The organism is Achromobacter sp. 1011811831 (assembly GCF_059760905.1).
In genome coordinates this window covers 35,541-56,177 of record NZ_JCBANG010000027.1, presented here as the reverse complement: position 1 = coordinate 56,177, position 20,637 = coordinate 35,541, and the positions used below count along the sequence as shown (strand labels likewise).

At 65.8% G+C, this 20,637-nt stretch carries 23 protein-coding genes; 6 read left to right on the top strand and 17 right to left on the bottom strand.

The genetic code is table 11. The features are described from left to right. Positions 1-21: 21 nt before the first annotated feature. From AC6LJ9_RS12980 to AC6LJ9_RS12970, 3 genes are read right to left on the bottom strand one after another with little or no spacing between them, the layout of a single operon-like run. On the bottom strand, positions 22-1,029 hold the full coding sequence (locus AC6LJ9_RS12980; protein ID WP_498147865.1) for a hypothetical protein: 1,008 nt from the start codon (positions 1,027-1,029) through the stop codon (positions 22-24). A 19-nt stretch (positions 1,030-1,048) separates the two neighbouring features. Next, positions 1,049-1,360 (bottom strand): hypothetical protein, encoded by a 312-nt coding sequence (locus AC6LJ9_RS12975; protein WP_498147864.1) that lies wholly within the window; start codon positions 1,358-1,360, stop codon positions 1,049-1,051. Positions 1,361-1,382: 22 nt separating this feature from the next. Beyond that, complete coding sequence (locus AC6LJ9_RS12970; protein WP_498147863.1) at positions 1,383-1,829, bottom strand: hypothetical protein; 447 nt, start codon at positions 1,827-1,829, stop codon at positions 1,383-1,385. A 318-nt stretch (positions 1,830-2,147) separates the two neighbouring features. On the opposite strand from AC6LJ9_RS12970, the gene AC6LJ9_RS12965 reads away from it, so the two are divergent. Then, positions 2,148-2,477 (top strand): hypothetical protein, encoded by a 330-nt coding sequence (locus AC6LJ9_RS12965; RefSeq protein WP_498147862.1) that lies wholly within the window; start codon positions 2,148-2,150, stop codon positions 2,475-2,477. A 75-nt stretch (positions 2,478-2,552) separates the two neighbouring features. Here AC6LJ9_RS12965 and AC6LJ9_RS12960 read toward each other — a convergent pair whose 3' ends face one another. The 4 genes from AC6LJ9_RS12960 to phoU all read right to left on the bottom strand — a co-directional run bounded on the left by AC6LJ9_RS12960 (position 2,553) and on the right by phoU (position 7,317). After that, complete coding sequence (locus AC6LJ9_RS12960; RefSeq protein ID WP_498147861.1) at positions 2,553-3,239, bottom strand: pilus assembly protein; 687 nt, start codon at positions 3,237-3,239, stop codon at positions 2,553-2,555. A 21-nt stretch (positions 3,240-3,260) separates the two neighbouring features. Continuing rightward, the gene (locus tag AC6LJ9_RS12955) at positions 3,261-5,453 is read right to left on the bottom strand and encodes a TcfC E-set like domain-containing protein (RefSeq protein ID WP_498147860.1); all 2,193 of its coding nucleotides are present in this window, start codon (positions 5,451-5,453) and stop codon (positions 3,261-3,263) included. A gap of 187 nt (positions 5,454-5,640) precedes the next feature. After that, a complete protein-coding gene (locus AC6LJ9_RS12950) occupies positions 5,641-6,105 on the bottom strand; it encodes a CS1 type fimbrial major subunit (protein WP_498147859.1) in 465 nt (154 codons plus the stop codon). Between the two features lie 486 nt (positions 6,106-6,591). Continuing rightward, entirely contained in the window at positions 6,592-7,317 is a 726-nt protein-coding gene (gene phoU, locus AC6LJ9_RS12945) for a phosphate signaling complex protein PhoU (RefSeq protein WP_498147858.1), read from the bottom strand. Between the two features lie 258 nt (positions 7,318-7,575). Between phoU and AC6LJ9_RS12940 the strand changes: the two genes are divergently transcribed. After that, the gene (locus AC6LJ9_RS12940; protein ID WP_498147857.1) at positions 7,576-7,899 is read left to right on the top strand and encodes a type II toxin-antitoxin system RelE/ParE family toxin; all 324 of its coding nucleotides are present in this window, start codon (positions 7,576-7,578) and stop codon (positions 7,897-7,899) included. After that, complete coding sequence (locus AC6LJ9_RS12935) at positions 7,896-8,225, top strand: addiction module antidote protein (protein WP_103273601.1); 330 nt, start codon at positions 7,896-7,898, stop codon at positions 8,223-8,225. Before AC6LJ9_RS12940 ends, AC6LJ9_RS12935 begins: the two co-directional genes overlap by 4 nt. A 57-nt stretch (positions 8,226-8,282) precedes the next feature. Here AC6LJ9_RS12935 and rpiA read toward each other — a convergent pair whose 3' ends face one another. From rpiA to AC6LJ9_RS12920, 3 genes are read right to left on the bottom strand one after another with little or no spacing between them, the layout of a single operon-like run. Then, positions 8,283-8,960, bottom strand: coding sequence for a ribose-5-phosphate isomerase RpiA (rpiA, locus tag AC6LJ9_RS12930; RefSeq protein ID WP_103273600.1), 678 nt, complete (start codon positions 8,958-8,960; stop codon positions 8,283-8,285). A 42-nt stretch (positions 8,961-9,002) separates the two neighbouring features. Continuing rightward, the gene (locus AC6LJ9_RS12925; RefSeq protein WP_498147856.1) at positions 9,003-10,667 is read right to left on the bottom strand and encodes an isovaleryl-CoA dehydrogenase; all 1,665 of its coding nucleotides are present in this window, start codon (positions 10,665-10,667) and stop codon (positions 9,003-9,005) included. A 56-nt stretch (positions 10,668-10,723) separates the two neighbouring features. Next, positions 10,724-12,253, bottom strand: coding sequence for an amidase (locus tag AC6LJ9_RS12920; RefSeq protein WP_498147855.1), 1,530 nt, complete (start codon positions 12,251-12,253; stop codon positions 10,724-10,726). 245 nt (positions 12,254-12,498) lie between these two features. Here AC6LJ9_RS12920 and AC6LJ9_RS12915 point away from each other — a divergent pair, with 245 nt between their 5' ends. Both AC6LJ9_RS12915 and AC6LJ9_RS12910 read left to right on the top strand, forming a co-directional pair. Further along, the gene (locus AC6LJ9_RS12915; protein WP_498147854.1) at positions 12,499-12,780 is read left to right on the top strand and encodes a ribbon-helix-helix domain-containing protein; all 282 of its coding nucleotides are present in this window, start codon (positions 12,499-12,501) and stop codon (positions 12,778-12,780) included. Continuing rightward, complete coding sequence (locus AC6LJ9_RS12910; protein WP_498147853.1) at positions 12,777-13,094, top strand: type II toxin-antitoxin system RelE/ParE family toxin; 318 nt, start codon at positions 12,777-12,779, stop codon at positions 13,092-13,094. The genes AC6LJ9_RS12915 and AC6LJ9_RS12910 overlap by 4 nt, the downstream gene beginning before the upstream one ends. 92 nt (positions 13,095-13,186) lie before the next feature. Here the strand turns inward: AC6LJ9_RS12910 and AC6LJ9_RS12905 are convergent, their stop codons facing one another. After that, positions 13,187-14,569, bottom strand: a complete 1,383-nt coding sequence (locus AC6LJ9_RS12905; protein ID WP_498147877.1) for a DNA recombination protein RmuC — start codon at positions 14,567-14,569, stop codon at positions 13,187-13,189. A 161-nt stretch (positions 14,570-14,730) separates the two neighbouring features. Here AC6LJ9_RS12905 and AC6LJ9_RS12900 point away from each other — a divergent pair, with 161 nt between their 5' ends. Further along, positions 14,731-15,441, top strand: a complete 711-nt coding sequence (locus AC6LJ9_RS12900) for a YrbL family protein (RefSeq protein ID WP_498147852.1) — start codon at positions 14,731-14,733, stop codon at positions 15,439-15,441. A gap of 60 nt (positions 15,442-15,501) precedes the next feature. On the opposite strand, the gene AC6LJ9_RS12895 is transcribed toward AC6LJ9_RS12900, so the two are convergent. Genes AC6LJ9_RS12895 through AC6LJ9_RS12870 form a run of 6 tightly spaced genes read right to left on the bottom strand, consistent with a single transcriptional unit; the run spans position 15,502 to position 20,582 of the window. Beyond that, on the bottom strand, positions 15,502-16,230 hold the full coding sequence (locus AC6LJ9_RS12895) for a DNA-3-methyladenine glycosylase (RefSeq protein ID WP_498147851.1): 729 nt from the start codon (positions 16,228-16,230) through the stop codon (positions 15,502-15,504). A gap of 12 nt (positions 16,231-16,242) precedes the next feature. Then, positions 16,243-16,599: an arsenate reductase gene (locus AC6LJ9_RS12890; protein ID WP_212320739.1), complete on the bottom strand. Its 357-nt coding sequence runs from the start codon at positions 16,597-16,599 to the stop codon at positions 16,243-16,245. Continuing rightward, positions 16,596-17,405, bottom strand: coding sequence for an ABC transporter permease subunit (locus AC6LJ9_RS12885; RefSeq protein ID WP_212320740.1), 810 nt, complete (start codon positions 17,403-17,405; stop codon positions 16,596-16,598). The genes AC6LJ9_RS12890 and AC6LJ9_RS12885 overlap by 4 nt, the downstream gene beginning before the upstream one ends. Beyond that, positions 17,402-18,322 carry an ABC transporter permease subunit gene (locus tag AC6LJ9_RS12880; protein WP_212320741.1) on the bottom strand — a complete coding sequence of 307 codons (921 nt, stop codon included), beginning with the start codon at positions 18,320-18,322 and terminating at the stop codon, positions 17,402-17,404. The genes AC6LJ9_RS12885 and AC6LJ9_RS12880 overlap by 4 nt, the downstream gene beginning before the upstream one ends. Positions 18,323-18,344: 22 nt before the next feature. Further along, on the bottom strand, positions 18,345-19,472 hold the full coding sequence (locus AC6LJ9_RS12875) for an ABC transporter ATP-binding protein (RefSeq protein ID WP_498147850.1): 1,128 nt from the start codon (positions 19,470-19,472) through the stop codon (positions 18,345-18,347). A gap of 6 nt (positions 19,473-19,478) precedes the next feature. Beyond that, on the bottom strand, positions 19,479-20,582 hold the full coding sequence (locus tag AC6LJ9_RS12870; RefSeq protein ID WP_212320743.1) for a polyamine ABC transporter substrate-binding protein: 1,104 nt from the start codon (positions 20,580-20,582) through the stop codon (positions 19,479-19,481). Between the last annotated feature and the right edge of the window lie 55 nt (positions 20,583-20,637).

Below are 20,637 nucleotides of genomic sequence, written 5' to 3'. Positions count from 1 at the left end.
GCGCGGCCACCAGGGCCGCGCCTAGGGCGTGGTGACAATGGTGAACGTGAGCACATCGCTGAAATCACCTCCACTTTTAAGATCCGCGCCGGCCCAAGCCTTGAACGTGGGCGTCAGGCACGTCCTGCCGCTCTTGCCCAGCGTCAGCGACAGCCCATTCGCGCTGGGCAACGCCACCGGCGCGCCGCCTCCCGTCAGGCTCAGCGTGTAGGGCACCCGCTGGCCAGGGTCGGCCTTGGCCGCCAACTGGAACTTGTTCCCGGCCACGCCATTGCGGTTGCTCGCGCTGATCAGGTACTTGTCGTACTCGATGTACTTCGGGTCGTAGCTGAAGCACAGCCGCTGCGCGTCGGTGGTGAAGGTCCGTGTCGTTTCCTTGCCTCGTTCCAATTCCCCCAGATCCCAGTCCGGCGCCGTGACCTTGATTTCCGTCGTCACCGGCGACGGCGGCGGAATTTCCGGATTAATAATCTGGCAACCCTGCATGTTGAGGCCCATGTAGAACGCGCCTATTTTCGGAAACACCGGTTCATAAGAGTTGTTCGTGATATTCACAGGCTGAACGCCTATGGCAGGCCAGTTTTGAAATGCAATGGGCCTGAAGCTGAGACGTACTTTCGCTACGAACGCGTTGGCATATGCCCAGGCGCCTCCTGAAAAGCTGTGTATATACGAGTACTCCAACCTGTGGGCAAGGAATCCGCCACTACCCACTCCATTTATGGTTGGATACAAAAGCATGTTGCCATCCCCCAGGCGCTTACGCTTGCCCGCGGCATCGTATACAAAGAGAACCAAGCCTCTGCTAAAGAAACGTTCACCGGCCATGTTTCCCGCGGCAGGATTGAATGTGACGGTAAAGTTAACCTCGTACGAATCGCCGACCTTCGTCATGCGACACTCGCTGAAACCGCCGTCAATGACGTCGGCATAGTAGGCAGCCCGGGCCGTCTTACCCGTGCACAGTAACAGCGCCACGATCAGTACCATCAACACATCGCGCCATGAACCGTAACGTTGAATGCTCATCGCCGCCCCTTCGCGTCGTTCAAAGACATGACAGCGAGCGCGACGCGCCGCCGTCGTTCCAGCGCAACCCGCCATCCGCGATGCGCTGCGGCACGCCTGGGAACAAGGCCAGGTTACGCGGCTCGGCGGACGTGCCGACCCGCGCGTCCAGCAGCACCTCTCTCACGTTGCCCGTGCTCTCCAGCACCAGTTCGCGACCTTCGCAGCGGTGCGTCCAACCCGTCGTCTGTTTAGCCACCGGCGGCATGTGGCGCACCAGCACGCCATAGCCGATCGCCACCGACATCGCCACGGTGCCGTCTTGCCCGCCACGGGCATCAGCGCGCCGCACAACGCGGCCGCCAGGGCCGCGCCTAGGGCGTGGTGACAATGGTGAACGTGAGCACATCGCTGAAATCCCCCCCCTTGATATTGGCGCCGACCGATGCCTTGAACGTGGGCGTCAGGCACGTCCTGCCGCTCTTGCCCAGCGTCAGCGACAGCCCATCCGCGCTGGGCAACGCCACAGGGTCGCCGCCTCCCGCCAGACTCAGCGTGTAGGGCACCGTCACGCCAGGATCCGTCAGACCCGCCAGCTGGAACTTGTTCCCGGCCACGCCATTGCGGTTGCTCGCGCTGATCAGGTACTTGTCGTACTCGATGTACTTCGGGTCGTAGCTGAAGCACAGCCGCTGCGCATCGGTGGCGAAGGTCCGCGTCGTCTCCTTGCCCCGCTCCAGTTCGCCCAGGTCCCAGTCCGGCGCCGTCACCTTGATTTCCGTCGTCACCGGCGACGGCGGCGGCTGTGTGGGGTTAATCAACCGACAGCCCTCTACACCGGGGCCAACGTATAGCGTCCCTGCCCCTGTCTGGACCATGGGAGTGTTAGCTCCTCCTCCTCCTCTGTACCATATTATGTTCGCCGCCTGAATACCCAGGGCTGGCCATCCTGAAATCGCCGATTTCAACACCGACGGCATACGTACGTTTGCGGTGAAGGCATCTGAATTCATCCAATGTTTGTCGTACGCTGACGCGTAGAAAATTAGGGAATCTCGCGCCTGATTGAAAGTTTGGGATACTGCACTACCGTTCAGATTTACCCCCCTACCATTGACGTCGCTCACTGCTATAAGATCTTGCTGACCCTTGGTATCATATGTAAAAAGAAGGAATCCCCTAGACACAAACACTGCATTGGGCAAATTGGACGGAAGGGGAAAAACGGCTTTGAATTGAACCGTAAAACTAACATTCAATCGACCATTCAACTCAGTAAAGCTGCAATTGCTGTATCCACCTTCAATGACATCGCCATAGAGTATTTGAGCTTGGGCCGTCTTGCCCATGCACAACCACAAGACCGCCAGCAAGACCGCCCACAAACCTCGGCGCAAAACAGCGCAAGACGCAAACTTCAAGATAACTCCAGACTTTATGCATGCGCCGCCATCGACAATCATCGATGACAGCGCGGTGCCCCCTGCGATCCACATGCCAAAAGCGCCTTCACGGCGCAGCCATCGGCGTCTCTTGCGCCCGGATCACGGACATGACAGCGAGCGCGACGCGCCGCCGTCGTTCCAGCGCAATCCGCCATCCGCGATGCGCTGCGGCACGCCTGGGAACAAGGCCAGGTTACGCGGCTCGGCGGACGTGCCGGCCCGCGCGTCCAGCAGCACCACCCTCACGTTGCCCGTGTTCTCCAGCACCATTTCTCGACCTTCGCAGCGGTGCGTCCAACCCGTCGTCTGTTTAGCCACCGGCGGCATGTGGCGCACCAACACGCCATAGCCGATTGCCACCGACATCGGCGCGGTGATCTTGTCCTGCGGCGCCTGCTCCACCTGCATGACCTTCGCCGGGATCACGTACAGGCGGTACAGCGCCTCGGCCGAGGGCTCGGCCAACGACTTGAGCGCGATCTTGCGCGACTGGCCCGGGCCCAGCGACAAGCGGTCGGGATGGGCCAGCAGGCCAGGATGCTCGATCTCGCTCAGCGGAACTTTGTTTTCGGGCTCGATGCCCGGATTCATCACTTGCTGCAGCGCGATGTTCAGATACAGCGGGCCATCGCCCACATTCTTGACCGTCACGGAATAGTCGTGACCCGGAACAACCTGCAGGCTGGCCGGCATCACCATGAGTTCGCCCTCGGCGCGCGCCTGGCGCGCGGCCGGCAGCGCCATGAAGGCTGCCAGGGCAAGAAAGCAAATCGATCGTAGCGTCATCTTGAAGAATCCTTTGTTCGGTTACTCGCAGCGGTAGCGGCCGTCGCTGCCTCCGTCGGACAGGTCGCAGACGTAGCTCCTGCCGGCCTGTTGCACGGTGATCCTGGGCAACACGGTCTTGGCCGATATCGAGAACAGGCCGTTCGGATGGGCCGTGTCGCCAGTCTCGAGGATCCGGCCGCCCACCGGCTTGCCATCCGGCCCGATCAGCAGGCCGCTGTAGACCATGTTGATGTCGACCTTGGCCTGGGCGGGATAGACCTGGCCGGGGTGCGCGCGGACGATGTTGGCCGGCACCTCGATGTTCATGTCCAGGCCGTCGTTGCCGCTGACCACCCGCGCGAAGGACACGTCGTCGTACATGCCGAGCGGTACCGCATAGGTGCCGCCGCCAGCCACCGGATGGCCCTCGATGTTGAAACCGTAGTCCGTGCCGGACACCTCCGGCGTGCTGAGCAGCATGGCGCTGCCGCCGCTGCTGTAGCGCCCCAGCGCGAGGCCATCGGCGCTGGCCGCGACCATGCCGCGATAGTTGAAATCGGCGCTGGAGCTGCGGCTGTTGTGCCCCAGGTTCAACGACGTTTCGCCGCGCGTGCCGGACCGGCTGCCATAGGCGCTCAGGCTGGTCTCGCGGTTCTGGCGATTCACGGTCGTGCCCAGCGAGGTCGTGCCATAGCTGTCCTGGAAGTCGCGACGGTAGTCCCCGCTAAGCTGGGTCTGACCGCCATACTGCGACGCGCGGAAGCTGGCCTGCGACTTGTCCAGCGTCCAGGTCATGTTGAAGTAGACGGCATAGCCGCCGTCGCGGCTCATGTAGCCGCCCTTCTGGACGCCCAGCGCGAAGGTGGACCACAATCCGTTGGGACGGTAGTTCCAGCGCATCTCGGCCTGATGGGTTTCGCCGAAGGGCTGCTTGTAGTAGTTGTAGCCCAACGACACGCCGCGCACCATGTGGCTGTATGACACGCTGGTGCTGGGCGAGCCCCAATAGAAGCGCGACACGTCGTTGTTCAGGTAACGGCTGATCCAGAGGTTGCCCAGCGTCGGATCGCTCAGTTGCAGGTTCGCGTATCCGCCCCGGCCGCGCTCGCCGGCCAGCACGCCGACGGTCGGCGTGATCTCGGTCTCGCCGACGCTGGAAGGCCGGGTCAGGTTCACTTCGGTGGCCCATTCCGAGCGCTGGCTCCGGACCACGGATCCATTCAGATAGAACTGGCTCAGATTCCGGCTGACCGAGGCCTGGACCAGGTTTTCACCGGTGTTCATCTCCTGGCCCACGGTGACGTGCCACGAATTCTGGCCGCTGGCGAAGTTCAGATTATTGATGTCGCGGACTTCGCTGTTGATCACATTGCCGTTGCGATCGACCAGCCGGACTTCCAGCGGGTAGTAGCCGCCGGGCAGGTCCAGGTAGCTGACCTCGTTGCGGCCCAGCGTGGCCGGCCGCTTCCAGACCAGGCGGCCATTGCGGTAGAACTCGTAGTTGCCCTCGGCCGTGGCATAGAGCACCAGCGAGCCGGCGTTGCGCTGACTGCGCAGATTGTCCTGGCTGCCGATGGTGACGAAACGGTCGAAGCTGGGCGTCAGAACGGTGCTGACCGAGCCCGACGCGTAGTCGACGCTGTTCTGCTTGCCCGCGCGCACATAGGTGCCGGAGAAGTTCTTTTGCAGGTAATAGGACGACATGCCCTGGCTGCTGGTGCTGCGGCCCTGCGAGCGAGTGCGCCCGCCATACCAGCTCATGTAGCCGAAGCTACGCTGGGGCAGGCCTACCCAGGTGTTGCCATAAACGTTCGCGCTGCGGTAGCCGTCGGACGAACCGCGCAGGTCGATGGCATGATTGCTGACCAGCCCCACGGACGTGGACGGCGTCACGTAATCCGACCGCACGCTACGGATATCCAGCGTGCGACGCACCTTGTCGACGGTGACGTAGTGGCCGGCGACCTGCATGTCACAACCGTTGACGCACTGCTTGTAGTCGATCTTGGAGACGACGCCGCGAATGGCGTTGATTTCTTCCACCGAGATGCCGTTGGCCGCGTACAGCTCCGCGTCGAACACCATCGCGGCCCGCTTCTGCGAGTAGTTCACCAGACCGGGCAGCGTCTTGCCCTCGTAGGTGGCCACATAGCTGGCGGTGTTGTCCAGCTCGATCTCGCTGAAGCCCTCCGGCACGCCGTAGCTGACGACCGCCTGCGCGTGCGCGCGCATGGGCGCCACTGCCGAAAGGCAGGCACACATCAGGCAAAAGCGGGATGAGGTCCGTCGCAAGGACATGCGGATATCGCCCGGGAAGCCCAGGAGCATTTGGAAAATGGGAACGTGGCCCCGGCGCGAAGCCGGGGACCATCACGAGACGGGCGCGGCCATTGCCGCGCCCGGCGGGGGAGAGACAGGATTAAGGCGTAGCCGGAGGAGGCGCAACGGCCGCCACGGGTTCGAACACCATGACCAGATCGCCGCTATAGCTGCCGTTGGTCTCGGGACCGCCGGAGGTCTTGGTCGGCGCGTCGACATTGACGACGACGTTGTGGACTTCGTCAAAGCCGTCGGCGGTCGAGGTGACCTGCTTGACGGACAGCGGCGCACCGAACTTCACTTCGTTTTCGCCAGCGCCGGAACTGAAGGTGACCTTGGCGTTCTTCATTTCGTAGAAGCCATTGCTCATCTTCAGCGGTTGTTGCAACGAAACCTTGAAGTCGGCGCTCTTGGTCCAGACGCGCACCGGCAGCGACTTGGAGAAGGACTTCTGGCGGTAGTCGGCGGCCTCGAGCTCTTCGGTGCCGTACCAGGTCGAGCCGTCGGCCTTGGAAACGAAGATGGCGTCGTTGATCTGGGCCGTCAGGGTGATTTTCTTGGACACGCTAGCGGCATTGGCGATGCCAACCGCTGCCACGCCCAAACCAATCGCGAGAATGATTTTATTGAGTTTCATAGTGAACCAGCCAAAGGTTGAAGTTGTTCCTTGCCACAAGGCAAGGAACAACCTGACCGGGTAGCTGGGTAGCATCCCGATTCAGGCAGTCACTATGATGGAGAGACTTAAATAGAATTTCTTCGAGAAATTTCTTAATTGAAAAGTTCGAAAATACAACTGCAAAAATCAATAGAAAAGGCAATGGATTAATGATCAGACTTACGCTGAATCATTAATACAAATATCTAAGAAGTCTCAATGAACAAACAGGCGACCGTCGTCAGCGCACCCACTTGCCCACGTCGCGCCCCTCCCCTGCGGCGACATGCGCCGAGCCGGAAATGAAAAAACCCCTGGAGCCCACGCTCCAAGGGTTTTTTCAGCTTGCGCCGGACGATCAGGACTCAGGGCCGAGGCCGGCCGCCGCGCGCCTTACCCGGCCACGTCGCGCTCGTCTTCCTCGCCGCGCGCCAGACGCTCGGTGTTCTTCACGCCGGTGTGGCGCACATCCGCGCCCTTGACCATGTAGATCACGCGCTCGGACATGTTCTTGGCATGATCGCCGATGCGCTCGAGCGCGCGGGCGATGAAGATCATATCGATGGAGCGCGAGATGGTGCGCGGATCCTCGATCATGTAGGTGATCAGGTGACGCAGCGCGCCCTTCCATTCCTTGTCGACTTCCTTGTCGCTGCGCACCACCGCGGCGGCCTGGATCGGATCCAGGCGGGCGAAGGCGTCCAGCGCCTGGTGCAGCATGGTGCGCACATTGGCGGCCATGTGGCGCAGCTCGATGACGGGGAAGTGGCGCAGCTCGCCTTCATGGATGCGGCGCGCGACGGTGGCGACCTTCTCGGCCTCGTCGCCGGAACGCTCCATGTCGGTCAGCATCTTCGACACCGCCATCAGCATGCGCAGGTCGATGGCCGTGGGCTGATGCCGGGCCAGGATGCGGCTGATGCTCTCGTCGATCTCGACTTCGTGGCGGTTGACTTCCTTTTCCCGCTCGCGGACCTTGTCCACCAGCGCCATGTCGCCGCTGGCCAGCGCGTCGATGGCTTCCTGGATCATGGCTTCCACCACGCCGCCCATCTGCAGGAACTGCGAGCGGACGTTTTCCAGATCAGCGTCGAACTGCTTGTTTGTGTGCTCGGTCATCCGGGCTCCCTGCGTGGTTGGTTTCATTGCATTGCCCCGGAAAGTAGAAGTTTTCGTGATGGGCCTGCACAGCCCGCAAGGTTATGACCCATGTGTGACAGGATTATGAACACCCCGGCAAACCGCTGCAAGGAAGGCATTACGATCCTTGGACACGCCTGCGCCCAGTCTGCGCTTCCCCACTGATCCCGGGCCTCGCCGGCTTGCCCACCGGTGGCTCTCACCCACAAGGAGTAGCTTTCAAGCTACAATCATACCATGCTGGAATTGCTGCGCTATCAGCGCGAGGATGGCGGCGAACCCTTCTCCGAATGGCTCAATGCGCTACGCGACAGGTCGTCCCAGGCCCGTATCCGGGTGCGCCTGCGGCAGCTCGAAATGGGCAATTTCGGCGACTCGCAGCCGGTGGGCGCGGGCGTCATCGAACTACGCATACATACCGGAGCTGGCTATCGCGTCTACTGCGGCCGGCACGGCAAGGCTGTCGTCTTGCTGCTGTGTGGCGGAGACAAAGGCAGTCAGGCTGGCGACATCAAGGTCGCCCAGGCGTTGTGGCAGGAATGGAAACGGAGGCAGGCATGAGCAAGCTCAAGGGCGCGGTATCGCACCACGCCGCGGAAGTCGCCGAACTGCGAGCGGATCGCCAATTGGCCGTCGAATATCTCAAGGCTGCCCTGGAATCGCTGGACGACCCCGACGACCGGGCCGCGGGCCTGCTCGCCCTGCGCACCGTGGCCGAAGCCTACGGTGGCCTGGCCGTCGTCGCGGCGCAAGCCGGCATCAGCCGCGAGTCCCTGTACCGCACGCTGTCGCCCAATGGCAATCCCACATTGAAGACGCTGCTGGCGGTGCTCAAGACCCTGGGCCTGCGCCTGTCGGTCGAGCCCGAAAAACACGCGTCCGCTTGAGCCGGCGCGCCATGCCTGTCGCCCACGGCCGCGCAAACGCAGCCGTGGGGGAAAGCATCAGGCGCGATCCAGCCGCCGGATGCCGTTCTGCGTCGCCAGCAGCGCCACGTCGGCGCCAGGCAGCGCGAACAAGCCGCAAGTGACCACGCCGGGCAGGTTGTTGACGCGGGCTTCCAGCGCCGGCGCGTCGGTGATGGACAGGCCGGACACGTCCAGGATGATGTTGCCGTTGTCGGTCACGAAGCCTTCGCGCAGGCGCGGCTGGCCACCCAGCGCCGTCATGGCGCGGGCCACGGACTCGCGCGCCATCGGAATCACTTCCAGCGGCAGCGGGAACTTGCCCAGCGTCTGGACCAGCTTGGATTCGTCGGCGATGCAGATGAAGCGCTCGGCCACCGAGGCGACGATCTTCTCGCGCGTCAGCGCGCCGCCGCCGCCCTTGATCATGTGCAGGCCGGCGTTGATCTCGTCGGCGCCGTCCACGTAGATCGGCATCGAGCGCACGTCGTTCAGGTCCAGCACCTTCAGGCCATGTCCCGCCAGGCGGGCGGCGCTGCGCTCGGAGCTGGCCACCGTGCCGGCGATGCGGCCCTTGAAACGGGCCAGCCCGTCGATGAAGAGGTCGGCGGTGGAGCCGGTGCCCACGCCGATGATGGCGTCCGGGCCGGCGACCTGTTCAACGAATTCCAGGGCCGCGTCGGCGGCCTGCTGCTTGAGTTCTTGCTGGGAAAGCATGGCGTTCCAAATGGGTGAGGCGGTACGAAGAAGTAGGGAAATTTAGCACGCGGCGGCATCCGGCCAGGCGCGCACCAGGATGGCGCGGACATCGGCGCCCGCGGGCAATTCGCCGAAAATGCCGCCGCCCGCCGCCAGCCGGCTGCCCACGAAGGCGTCCGCGACGGCGGCCGGCGCGTGCTGGATCAACAGCGCCGCCTGCCACAGCCGGGCCAGCCCGGCGGCGATGCGGCGGGCCTGGACCTCGGCCTGCGCCGGGTCGGCCAGGCTGGCGCGCCATTGCGCCAGCGCCGCGTCGTAGTCCCGGTACTGGCCGGCGGCCGCGTCCAGCTCGCGCGCCAGCGCGGGCATGCCCTCGGGTTCGCGCTGCAACGCGCGCAGCACGTCCAGCGCCATGACGTTGCCCGAGCCTTCCCAGACCGAATTCACCGGCGTCTCGCGGTACAGCCTGGGCATGGGGCCGTCTTCGACGTAGCCGTTGCCGCCCCAGGCCTCCAGGCACTCGGCCACCGCCGCCACGGCGCGTTTGCAGACCCACAGTTTGGCCGCCGGCGTGCCCACGCGCGCCAGCGCCCGCGCGCCGGGGTCGGCGCGCTCGTCGACGGCGCGCGCCAGCCGCAGCGCCAGCGCCATGGACGCCTCGCTCTCCAGCGCCAGGTCGGCCAGCACGTTGCGCATCAGCGGCTGCTCGGCCAGCGGCTTGCCGAAGGCCTGGCGATGACGCGCGTGATGCGCGGCCTGCACCAGCGCCTGGCGCAACAGCGCCGCGCTACCCAGCACGCAATCGAGTCGCGTGGTCGCGGCCATTTCCAGCAGCACGGCCAGGCCGCGGCCCGGCTCGCCCACCATCACGCCCCAGGCGTCCTCGAACTCGACCTCGGCGCTGGCATTACTGCGGTTGCCCAGCTTGTCCTTCAGGCGGCGCACGCGCACGGCGTTGCGCGGCCCGCCCGGTATCCAGCGCGGCACGAAGAAGCAGCTGGGCCCCTCGTCGGCCTGAGCCAGCACCAGGTGCGCATCGGCCTGCGGCACCGAATAGAACCATTTGTGGCCCACCAGCTGATAGGCGCAGCCGCGCCCCCGCGCGCCCAGCGGCGTGGCCCGCGTGCTGATGGCGCGCAGGTCCGAGCCGCCCTGCTTTTCGGTCAGGCCCATGCCGATCAGCGCGCCGCGCTTGGCGGCCAGCGGCGCGTCGACGCCGTCGAACTCGCGCGAATACAGCGCGGGCAGCCAGTCGCCGCCGAAGTCCACCACGCCGGCGGGTTCGCGTTGCAGCAGCGGCACGGCGGCGAAGGTCATGGTGGTGGGACACAGGGTGCCGGCCTCGACCTGGCCCTGCATCAGGTAGGCGGCGGCGCGCGCGGCCTGGCCGCCCGGCGCCGGCTGCGCCCAGGCCCGGCTGTGCAGGCCGCGCGCCACCACGCCGCCCATCAGCAGCCGCCAGGACGGATGGAATTCGATCTGGTCGACGCGATGGCCGCTGCGGTCATAGCTGATCAGCCTGGGAGGGTGGCGATTGGCCTCGTCCCCGGCCGCCAGCGTCTGCGCCCGTCCGAGCCAGGCGCCGTGCGCGGCCAGGTCGCCTTGCCAGGCCGCCGCGCCTTCGCGCGCCACCGCCGCGCGCAGCGCGGGATCCGTCTCGTAAAGGGAATAGTCCTCCAGGGGCGGAACCTGGTTGAACACGGTATGCGTCGAAAACGATGCCATGGTCTCTCCCTGTTGCCGTGGGCGGGCGCGGCGCGCCCGCTGCCACGGCCCTGCCGCTAGCGGGCCATCGGCGCCACCCGCTGCCACGGTTTCAATGCCTCGACCTGCGCCGCCAGCGTCAGCAGCAAGGCCTCGCTGCCCAGCGACCCCATCAGCTGGATGCCGATGGGCAGGCCATCGCGCGACAGCCCGAAGGGAATGGAGATCGCGGGCATGCCGGTCAGGTTCGCCAGCGGCGCGAAGGGCGAATAGCCGATCACGCCCTTCTTGCCCAGACGGTAGGCCAGGTAATCGGCGTTGTCCATGGCGTAACGGCCGATGGCGGCGGGCAGGCCGGCCAGCGTCGGCGACAGGAACAGGTCGTAGCCCTGTCCGTCGCGCCGGTCGAGGAAACGGCCGACGCGGCGCGTGATCTCGTGGCAGGCGTCGACGCAGGATACGTATTGCGCGCCCGAGATGTTGCGCGCGTATTCGCGCGCGCCCAGCGTGGTGGGCTGGAGCTCGTCGGCCGCCAGGCGCCGGCCGCGCGCGGCGACGAAGGCGTCGATGGCATTGGCCGCGGCGCTGGCGATCAGCGGCAGCATCGGCGACAGGACCTCTTCCGAGCCCACGGGCGGCGCGGCGGTCTCGAGTTCGTGCCCGAGCGAGGCGAACAGGCTGGCGGCATCGGCCACCGCGGCCGCGACTTCCGGATCGATCGCGTCGCCTTCGTAGGTCGTATTGAGCCAGGCGATGCGGCGCGGCGCGACGGCGCGCGGATCCCGCGCCGCGTCCGCCACGATCGCGCGGAAGGACTGCGCGGGCAAGGCCGGCGCGGCATAGGGCGCGCCCACGTCGGCGCCGGCGCTGATGTCCAGGGCGGCGGCGCAGTCGCGCGCCGACAGGGTCATCATGTGTTCGGTGGCCAGCCCGCCCCAGCCTTCGCCCTTGAGCGGACCCAGCGGCATCAAGCCGCGCGAGGGCTTCAGGCCCAGCACGCCGCAGCACGACGCGGGAATGCGGATCGAACCGCCGCCGTCGCTGCCGTGCGCGATGTGCACCATGCCGCTGGCCAGCGCGGCGCCCGCGCCGCCGCTGGAACCGCCGGCGCTATGGCCGGGCTTCCAGGGATTCTGCGTGGGCGCGCCGTAGACCGGCGATTCGGAAGTGGGGCTGAGCCCGAGCTCGGCGCTGGTAGTGCGGCCGAAGGGGATCAGGCCGGCGCGGCGATAGCGGACGACGAGCTCGGCGTCCACGTTCCACTCGACCTGGCCGTACAGCACCGAACCCATGGCGCTGGGCAAGCCCAGCGCGGCCGTGCCCAGGTCCTTGAGCAAGGTCGGCACGCCCAGGAACGGACGCTTGGCCAGCAAGGCCCGTCGCCCGTCCTGCGTCAGGCTCGCCAGTTCTTCGTCCGTCTTGGCGGCCAGGCTCAGGCCCAGTTCTTCCCGCAGTCCGCAGACCGCGTTGATGTCGGGATTGCGCGCGGCGACCCGATCCAGGGCGTCGCGCATGGCCTGGCTGGCCGTGGTCTGGCCATCGGCGATGGCCGCGGCCAGCCCGGTCGCGTCGAGGGAAGAAGGATCGTGGCGTTCAGCGGTGCCCATGCTTGCGATGCTCCAGGTATCGACGGCGGATTGCCGCAAGCATGAGGATATCCACTGTATGGCGGGGCAACAAGCCGCCTCCCTTCCATGGCAAGACGGCTGGACGAAAAAGTTGGACGCGACTCAGCAAGGGCAGCGATCCCCACCACGGGAGGCGGCCGTCCCCATCGGGCGGGCGGGTCCCGGCCCTGGATTTGTCATACGCGAAGTAGTAGGATTTAATCCTACTAGATTAAGGAACACCCATGCGTACCACACAGCAGATGAGCATCACCCTGCCCAACGAGATGGCGGACGTCGTGAAGTCCAAGGTTCGCGCCGGTGAATATGCCAGTGAAAGCGAAGTGATTCGTGACGGCCTCAGGGCTTTGATGGCGCGAGACCGCGTCGTCGAAGCCTGGCTGCGCGAGACGGCGATTCCCGCGGCGCGGGCCTTGCAAGACGATCCCGCCCGGGCACTCTCGGCCGACCAGGTCCGCGAACACCTCGAGAAGCGCCGCAAAACCACGCGGGGAACCCGAGAGTGAGCTATGCCGTCCTCTTTTCCCCCGAGGCGCTTGAACAACTCGAAGGCATCGAAGACTACATAAGCCACGCAGGATCGCCCGCGATTGCCGCGCGGTATGTGGATGCGATCGTCGCCAGTTGCATCAAATTGGCCGATTTCCCCATGCGCGGACGCCGCCGGGACGATCTGATGCCAGGTCTTCGCATCACTAACCACCGCGGCCGCGCCGTCATCGCGTTCATGGTCGACGAGCGCCTGCGGACCGTCTCGGTCATCGGCGTTTTCTATGGCGGCCAGGACTACGAACCGGTCCTTGAAGAGGACGGCGACTAGCGCCCAGCCTCAAGCGGCAGGCTTAGTCCGGACTCCAGATTGCCGCATCAGCGCCCGGTGCGCGAGGCGTCTGTCCCCGCCTGCCGATCGCTTCACCTGGACCCGGGATCTTCCCGTTCATCCGGACTGGCGGACACGTTGGATTCGGCGGCATCGTCCAATTCCTGCCCGCCCAGCACCAGCCGCGCGTCGGCCTCGGGCAAGGCTTCGACGTTCTTCAGGTTGCGCAGCATGGCGCGCGTGCGCACTTCGGTCTGGCCGATCTTGTTGCTGGCGTTGTCCAGCGTCTTCTTGACGCTGGCCAGCGCCTCGCCGAACTTGCCGAACTCGGTCTTGACGGCGCGCAGCACCTGCCAGACCTCGGACGAACGCTGCTCGATGGCCAGGGTGCGAAAGCCCATTTGCAGGCTGTTCAGCAAGGCCGCCAGATTACTGGGGCCGGCCACGTTGACGCGCAGGCCGTGCAGCCGGTCCAGCAGCCCCGGACGCCGCAACACCTCGGCATACAGGCTTTCCGTAGGCAGGAACATGATGGCGAAGTCGGTGGTATGCGGCGGCGCCACGTACTTGGCGGCGATCAGCCGGGCCTGCGCCTCCACCGCCTTGCCCAGCGCCGCGCCCGCCGCGCGCGCGCCCTCGGCGTCGGCGGCTTCCTGGGCGTCCATCAGGCGCTCGTATTCTTCCTTGGGGAACTTGGCGTCGATCGGCAGCCAGACCGGCGCGCCGCCCGCCCGGCCCGGCAGGCGCACGGCGAATTCCACGATCGCGTCGCTGCCCGGCACCGGCTTGATGTTGCTGGCGTACTGGTCCGGCGTCATGTTGTCTTCGATCAGCCGCGCCAGCTGCACCTCGCCCCAGGTACCGCGCGACTTCACGTTGGTCAGCACGCGCTTGAGATCGCCCACGCCCGCGGCCAGCGCCTGCATTTCGCCCAGGCCCTTGTGCACCGCCTCCAACCGCTCGGAGACCAGCTTGAACGATTCGCCCAGCCGCTGTTCCAGCGTGGCGTGCAGCTTTTCGTCCACGGTCCGGCGCATCTCGTCGAGCCGGGCGCCGTTGTCGGCCTGCAGCAGTTGCAGGCGCTGGTCGACGGTGGCGCGCACTTCGGACAGGCGACGCTCGTTGATCTGGATCAGCCCCTGCAGCTGCTCGCCGAAACCGGCGGCGAACCGGGCCAGCGATTCGGCGGACTCGGCGCGGGCGGCCTGGGCGTCGCGCCCCAGGCCGGCGCGCAGCTCGTCCTGGGCCTGCCCCAGCTCCGCGCGCAGCGCGCGGGCCGACTCCGCCAGTTCGCCGCGCAGGCCGCGCTGGCCCTCGGCAATGTCGGCGCGCAGCGCGCGCTCGGTGCGTTCCAGCCCTTCCAGCAGCGCGTCCAGCCGGGCGGGACCAGCGGACGGACGCAGGCAGGCCGCGAGGCCAAGCAGGCAGGCCAGCACGGCGCCACCGGCCGCGACCCAAAGCAGAATGTCATTCAAGGTCAAGGAACTCGCCTCCAAAACAGGGATTTTAGGATGCGGCCCGGTATTTTGGCTCTGGATGGCCCTGGATAAAAAGCCAGCCCCGCCTGTCGGGTATGCCTGCCTGCTCCGCGCAACAGCATTAAACTGTTAACAATCTGCATGAGCACGCAACTGTTTTGAACTCCGCCGATCTTCCATCCTGTAGCAATCCAGTCTCGTTTCAATCGATCTTCGGTCCCCTGAACCTGGACGCGGAATCCCCCCTGGCGGTCGGCGGCGACCGTCACATCTTCCAGCACCCGAACGCGCCTTCCCTGCTCGTCAAGGTGATGGACATGAAGGCGCGCGCCCGCTACCTGCAAGCGCGACCCTTCAAGCGCTGGTACAAGCAGTATCAGCGTGAAAGCGCCTACCGCGTCTACCTGAACGAGATCACCGAGTACGTCAACACCACCACGCGCCCTTCCGGCGTGTGGCAGGTGCCGCTGGCCCGCATCCTGGGCGTGGCGCAGACCTCGCTGGGACTGGGGCTGCTGGTGGAGAAAATCACGGACGACGCGGGCGGAATCGCGCCCACGGTGGCAAGCCTGGCGCGCCAGGGCCAGCTGGACGGGGCCCTGCGGGCGCGGCTGGACGAGTTCTTCGAGGATCTGGCCGACGCCCATGTCGTGCTGCATGACGTCTCGCCCTCCAACATCGCCTACGGCCGCAACGCCGACGGCAAGCTCGGGCTGTACCTGATCGACGGTTTCGGCTCGCTGCCCCTGATTCCGCTGTACGCCTGGAGCCGGCGCCTGAACCGCCGCCGCGTGCGGCAGAAGTACGCCGAGATGCTGGCCTCGATGGAGCGCCGGGCGCGCCAGGCCGCCGCCGACCGCTCGGCCTGATACGGCGTTTCCCGCTTTCCTCATACGCCGACGCCAGGCGCGCGGCGCCGGCCGCGACCGCTAAGCCGGGCCCGGCGGCGGCAGCTCCCTGCCCCGCCCATCCACCCAGACATAGTCGCGACCCGCGACCTGGCCGCGCCGCAGCGGGTTGCGGGTGCAGAACGCGGCATAGGCCGGGTCCACATAGCGGTATTGCAGATGCTCGTCGCGGCCCGCCGGAATGCCCAGCCGGGCGCAGCGCACCAGGGCGGCGGGACGCTCGCCCACGTCCTCCACGTACAGCGCCTCGGGATCGAAGCGGCGCGCGTCCCAGTCGGGCACTTTCAAGCCCAGGGCGCGGCACAGCAGGGTCTGGCCGGCGCACAGCTTGTGCGGCGGCCGCGCCTGGCCGGTGGCGTCGGGATTGAGCGCCTGCATGCGCGCCAGCGCCTCTGGCCCCGAGCGCGCGTCGACCCAGGGATGACCGGACTTGATCAGCACCGCGTTGCCCGGCCCGGCGGCGCTGAAGTTCAGCGAATCGCCGCCGCGCGCGTAGTACATATAGATGACGCCGCCGTCCATGAACAGCGCGCGCCGCTTGTGGGTATAGCCCAGCGAGGCGTGGCTGCCCTTCTCGGCCTGGTAGTAGGCCTCGGTCTCGATGATGCGGGCCGACAGCCACAGGCCGTCGACGCGATGCCGGATCACCTTGCCCAAGAGGTCGCGCGCCAGCTCGCGGGCGTCGCGGTCGAAAAAAACATCGGGCAGCGCCGCTGCGGCGCTGCCCGATGGAATTGCCTTGGCGGCCATGGCGCTACGCGATCAGGCGAAGCGTTCGCCGTAGCGCTTTTCGCTGAAGCCGACCGTGACCTCGCCGTCCGGCGTGACCGTGACGGGGCGGCGCACCAGCGCCGGGTACTCGGCGATCAGCTGGGTCCATTGCGCGTCGGTGCTGGCGGCCTTGCGCTCGTCGGACAGCGCGCGCCAGGTCATGGACGTGCGGTTGACCAGCTTTTCCCAGCCGCCTACCTTGCCGGCCCAGGCCTTGAGCGTGGCGGCAGCCACCGGATGATCGCGGTAGTCGACGAATTCATGCGCGACGCCATGCGCGCTCAGCCAGTCGCGTGCCTTGACGCAGGTGCTGCACTTGCTCAAACCATACAAAGTCGTTGATTTCATTTGGATTCGGTCTCTTTGCGCGATTGCAGTCGGTTGGCCAGGATCACGCAGGTGCCCACCGCCAGGATGAACAGCGTGGCCAGGGCGTTGATCTCGGGCTTCAGGCCCAGCCGCACGCGCGAGAACACTTCCATCGGCAGCGTGCTGGAGCTGGGACCCGACAAGAAGGACGCCAGCACCACGTCGTCCAGCGACAGCGTGAACGACAGCAGCCAGGCCGAGGCCAGCGCCGGCGCGATCAGCGGCAGCGTGATCTTGAAGAACACCACCAGCGGCGTGGCGCCCAGGTCCAGCGCGGCCTCTTCCAGCGAGCGGTCCAGGTCGCGGATGCGGGTCTGGATGACCACGGCGACGAAGGCCATGCACAGCGTGACGTGGCCGACCCAGATGGTGAACATGCCGTTCTCGGCGGGCCAGCCCAGGTGGCCGCGCAGTTCGACGAACATCAGCAGCAGCGAGATGCCCAGCACCACCTCGGGAATGACCAGCGGCGCGCTCAGCATGCCCACGTACAGCGTGAAGCCGCGGAAGCGCCCCATGCGGGCCAGCACATAGCCGGCCCAGGTGCCGAGGATGACCGCCGCCGTGGCCGTCAGCGCGGCGATGCGGAACGACAGCCAGGCCGCGCGCAGCAGCGCCTCGTCGTTGAACAGCGAGTGGTACCAGCGCATCGAGAAACCGGTCCAGGACGTGACCGCCGGCGACTCGTTGAACGAGAAGACCATCAGGCTGACGATGGGCACATACAGGAAGAAGTACCCCAGCCCCAGCGCGAGGGCGCGCAGCGTCTTGTTGGGGCCGTTCATTTGCGCCCCCCGCCAGCCTGTTCCTGCTGCTTGACCTGGTTGAACTGGAACAGCGCCAACGGCACCAGGAGCAGCAGCACCATCACGCAGGTCACCGCCGAGGCCATCGGCCAGTCGGTGTTGTTGAAGAATTCATTCCACATCACGCGGCCCATCATCAGGGTGTTGGCCCCGCCCAGCATTTCCGGGATCACGTACTCGCCCACCGCCGGGATGAAGACCAGCATGGCGCCGGCGATCACGCCCTGGCGCGACAGCGGCACGGTGATCTGCCAGAACGCCTGCCAGGGCTTGGCGCCCAGGTCATAGGCGGCTTCCAGCAGGCGCAGGTCCATCTTCACCAGCGTGGCGTAGAGCGGCAGGATGAAGAACGGCAGGTAGGCATAGACCATGCCGATATAGACCGCCAGGTCAGTGCGGTAGATCTCCAGCGGGCTGGAGATGATGCCCAGGGCCTGCAGCAGGTTGTTGAGCAGGCCGTCGTTGCGCAGGATGCCGACCCAGGCGTACACGCGCAGCAGCAGCGAGGTCCAGAACGGCAGGATCACGCCCAGCAGCAGCAGGTTGCGCACCGAGGGCGAGGAACGCGCGATGTAATAGGCGATCGGGTAGCCGATCAGCACGCAACAGAGCGTGGTGATGGCGGCGATCTTGACCGAATTCAGGTAGGTGGCGAAATACAGGCTGTCCGTCAGGAGCAGGATGTAGCCGCGCAGGTGCAGGCTGAACTGCACCGCCTCGTCCTTGAATTCGGCCAGCGGGGTGTACGGCGGCACGCCGAATTGCAGTTCGGCAAAGCTGATCTTGAAGACCAGCAGGAACGGCACCAGCAGGAACACCAGCAGCCAGGCGAACGGCGGCACCACCGCCAGCGTCTTGCCTGATGGCAGCCAGTCCCGGGGAGAAAAGCGGCTCATGGGATGGACCTCCGCGCCGCGCTCAGGACGACAGCACGGTGGCGCTGTCGGCGTCCCAGCTGACGAAGATCTCTTCGTCGATGCCGGGCGCATCCATCTGCGCCAGCAGCAGGCTGGGCACGCTGGCCTCGACCATCATGCCGGAGTCCAGCCGGATCTGGTACAGCGCGTAGCTGCCCATCCAGGCCATGTGGCTGACCATGCCGTGCGCCCAGTTGTATTCGCCCTCGGGCTGGTTGCGCGACACCACCAGGCGCTCGGGCCGGATCGACACGTGCACGTCCATGCCCAGCGGCTCGCTCTCGCCGTGGCTGACGTACAGCGGGCGGGTCAGCTCGGCGCACTCGATGGCGACGTGGTCAGGTTCGTCGACCACGATGGTGCCGGTGAACATATTGGTCGAGCCGATGAAGCTGGCGACGAAGCGCGAGTTCGGGAAGGCGTAGACATCCTGCGGCGTGCCGCATTGGACGATCTGGCCTTCGGTCATGACGGCCAGGCGATGCGCCATGGTCATGGCCTCTTCCTGGTCGTGGGTGACCATGATGCAGGTCACGCCGACCTGCTCCAGGATCTTGACCAGTTCGATCTGGGTCTTCTGGCGGATCTGCTTGTCCAGCGCCGACATGGGCTCGTCCAGCAGCAGCAGCTTGGGCCGCTTGACCAGGCTGCGCGCCAGCGCCACGCGCTGCTGCTGCCCGCCCGAGAGCTGGTTGGGCTTGCGCCGCGCGTAGCCGGCCATCTGCACCAGGTCCAGCGCCTCGAACACGCGGTCGTGGATCTCGGCCCGGGGCACGCCTTCCTGCTTCAGGCCGAAGGCCACGTTGGCCTCGACCGTCATGTGCGGGAACAGCGCATAGGACTGGAACATCATGTTCACGGGCCGGCGGTACGGCGGCGTGCTGGTGATGTCCTCGCCGTCGAGCAGGATCTGGCCCGAGGTCGCTTCCTCGAAGCCCGCCAGCATGCGCAGCAAGGTCGACTTGCCGCTGCCGGAGCTGCCCAGCAGCGCGAATATCTCGTTGCGCTTGACCGACAGGTTGACGGAACGCACGGCGACCACGTCGCCGAAAATCTTCACCACGTCGGCGATCCGGACGAACTCGTCCGGATCGGCCGCGTGCTGCGCCGAGTAACGGCTATCGCTCATGATCGCTTATCTTCCGGACTTCAGCTCGGCCCACATGCGCGTTTGCAGGCGTTGGACGTTCAAGGGCTGGGCCTTGATCACATAGAGGGTCTTGGAGACCTCGGGCGACGGGTAGATCATGGGATTGTCGGCCACGTCCTTCACCACGTACTTGCGCGCCTCTTTGTTGGCGTTCGGGTAGAACATGGTGTTGGTGATGGCCGCGTGGACCTGGGGCGTCTCGATGTAGTTGATGAACGCCAAGGCCTCCTCGGGATGCGGCGCATCCTTCGGGATGACCATCAGGTCGAACCAGGCCGGCGCGCCGCCCTTGGGAATGAAGTAGTTCACTTCATAGGACTTCCTGGCTTCCTGGGCGCGCTTGCGGGCGATCATCACGTCGCCCGAAAAGCCGTAGACCATGCACAGGTCGCCCACGGCCAGCTCGTCGATATAGCCGGACGAGCTGAACTGGCGGATGTACGGGCGGATCTGCTTGAGCAGGTCCAGCGCGGCCTTGTAGTCGTCGGGGTTGGCGCTGTTGGGATCCTTGCCCAGGTACTTCAGCACCGCCGGGAAGACCTGCGCGGCCTCGTCCAGCATCGAGATGCCGCATTCCTTGAGCTTGGCGGCGTTCTCGGGCTTGAACAGGATGTCCCAGTTGCCCAGGTCGACGTTGTCGCCCAGGATCTGCTTGACCTTGGTGACGTTGTAGCCCAGGCCATTGGTACCGTAGCCCCAGGGGATGGCGTACAGGTTGCCCGGGTCGACGCTGGCGACCAGCGCCATCACGTCAGGATCCAGGTACTTCCAGTTCGGGATCTTGGACTTGTCCAGCTTCTGGAACAGGCCTGCCTCGATCTGGCGGGAGGCGTAATGCGTGGACGGGACAACGACGTCATAGCCGGACTTGCCGGCCAGCAGCTTGGCTTGCAGCGTGTCGTTGCTGTCGTAGACGTCATAGCGGACCTTGATGCCGGTTTCCTTCTCGAAACCCGGAATCGTGTCCGGCGCCGTGTATTCGGCCCAGTTGTAGACGTTGACGACCTTGTTCTGCGCGACCGCCGGCGCTGCGGCCGCCGCGACCAGCATTGCCCCGAGCGCCCAGCGCATTCCCGCCCCTAGTTTCATATACGAACCCCCTTGCCCTATGCGTGTATTTCAGGAGTGCCAAAAGGCGCAATGA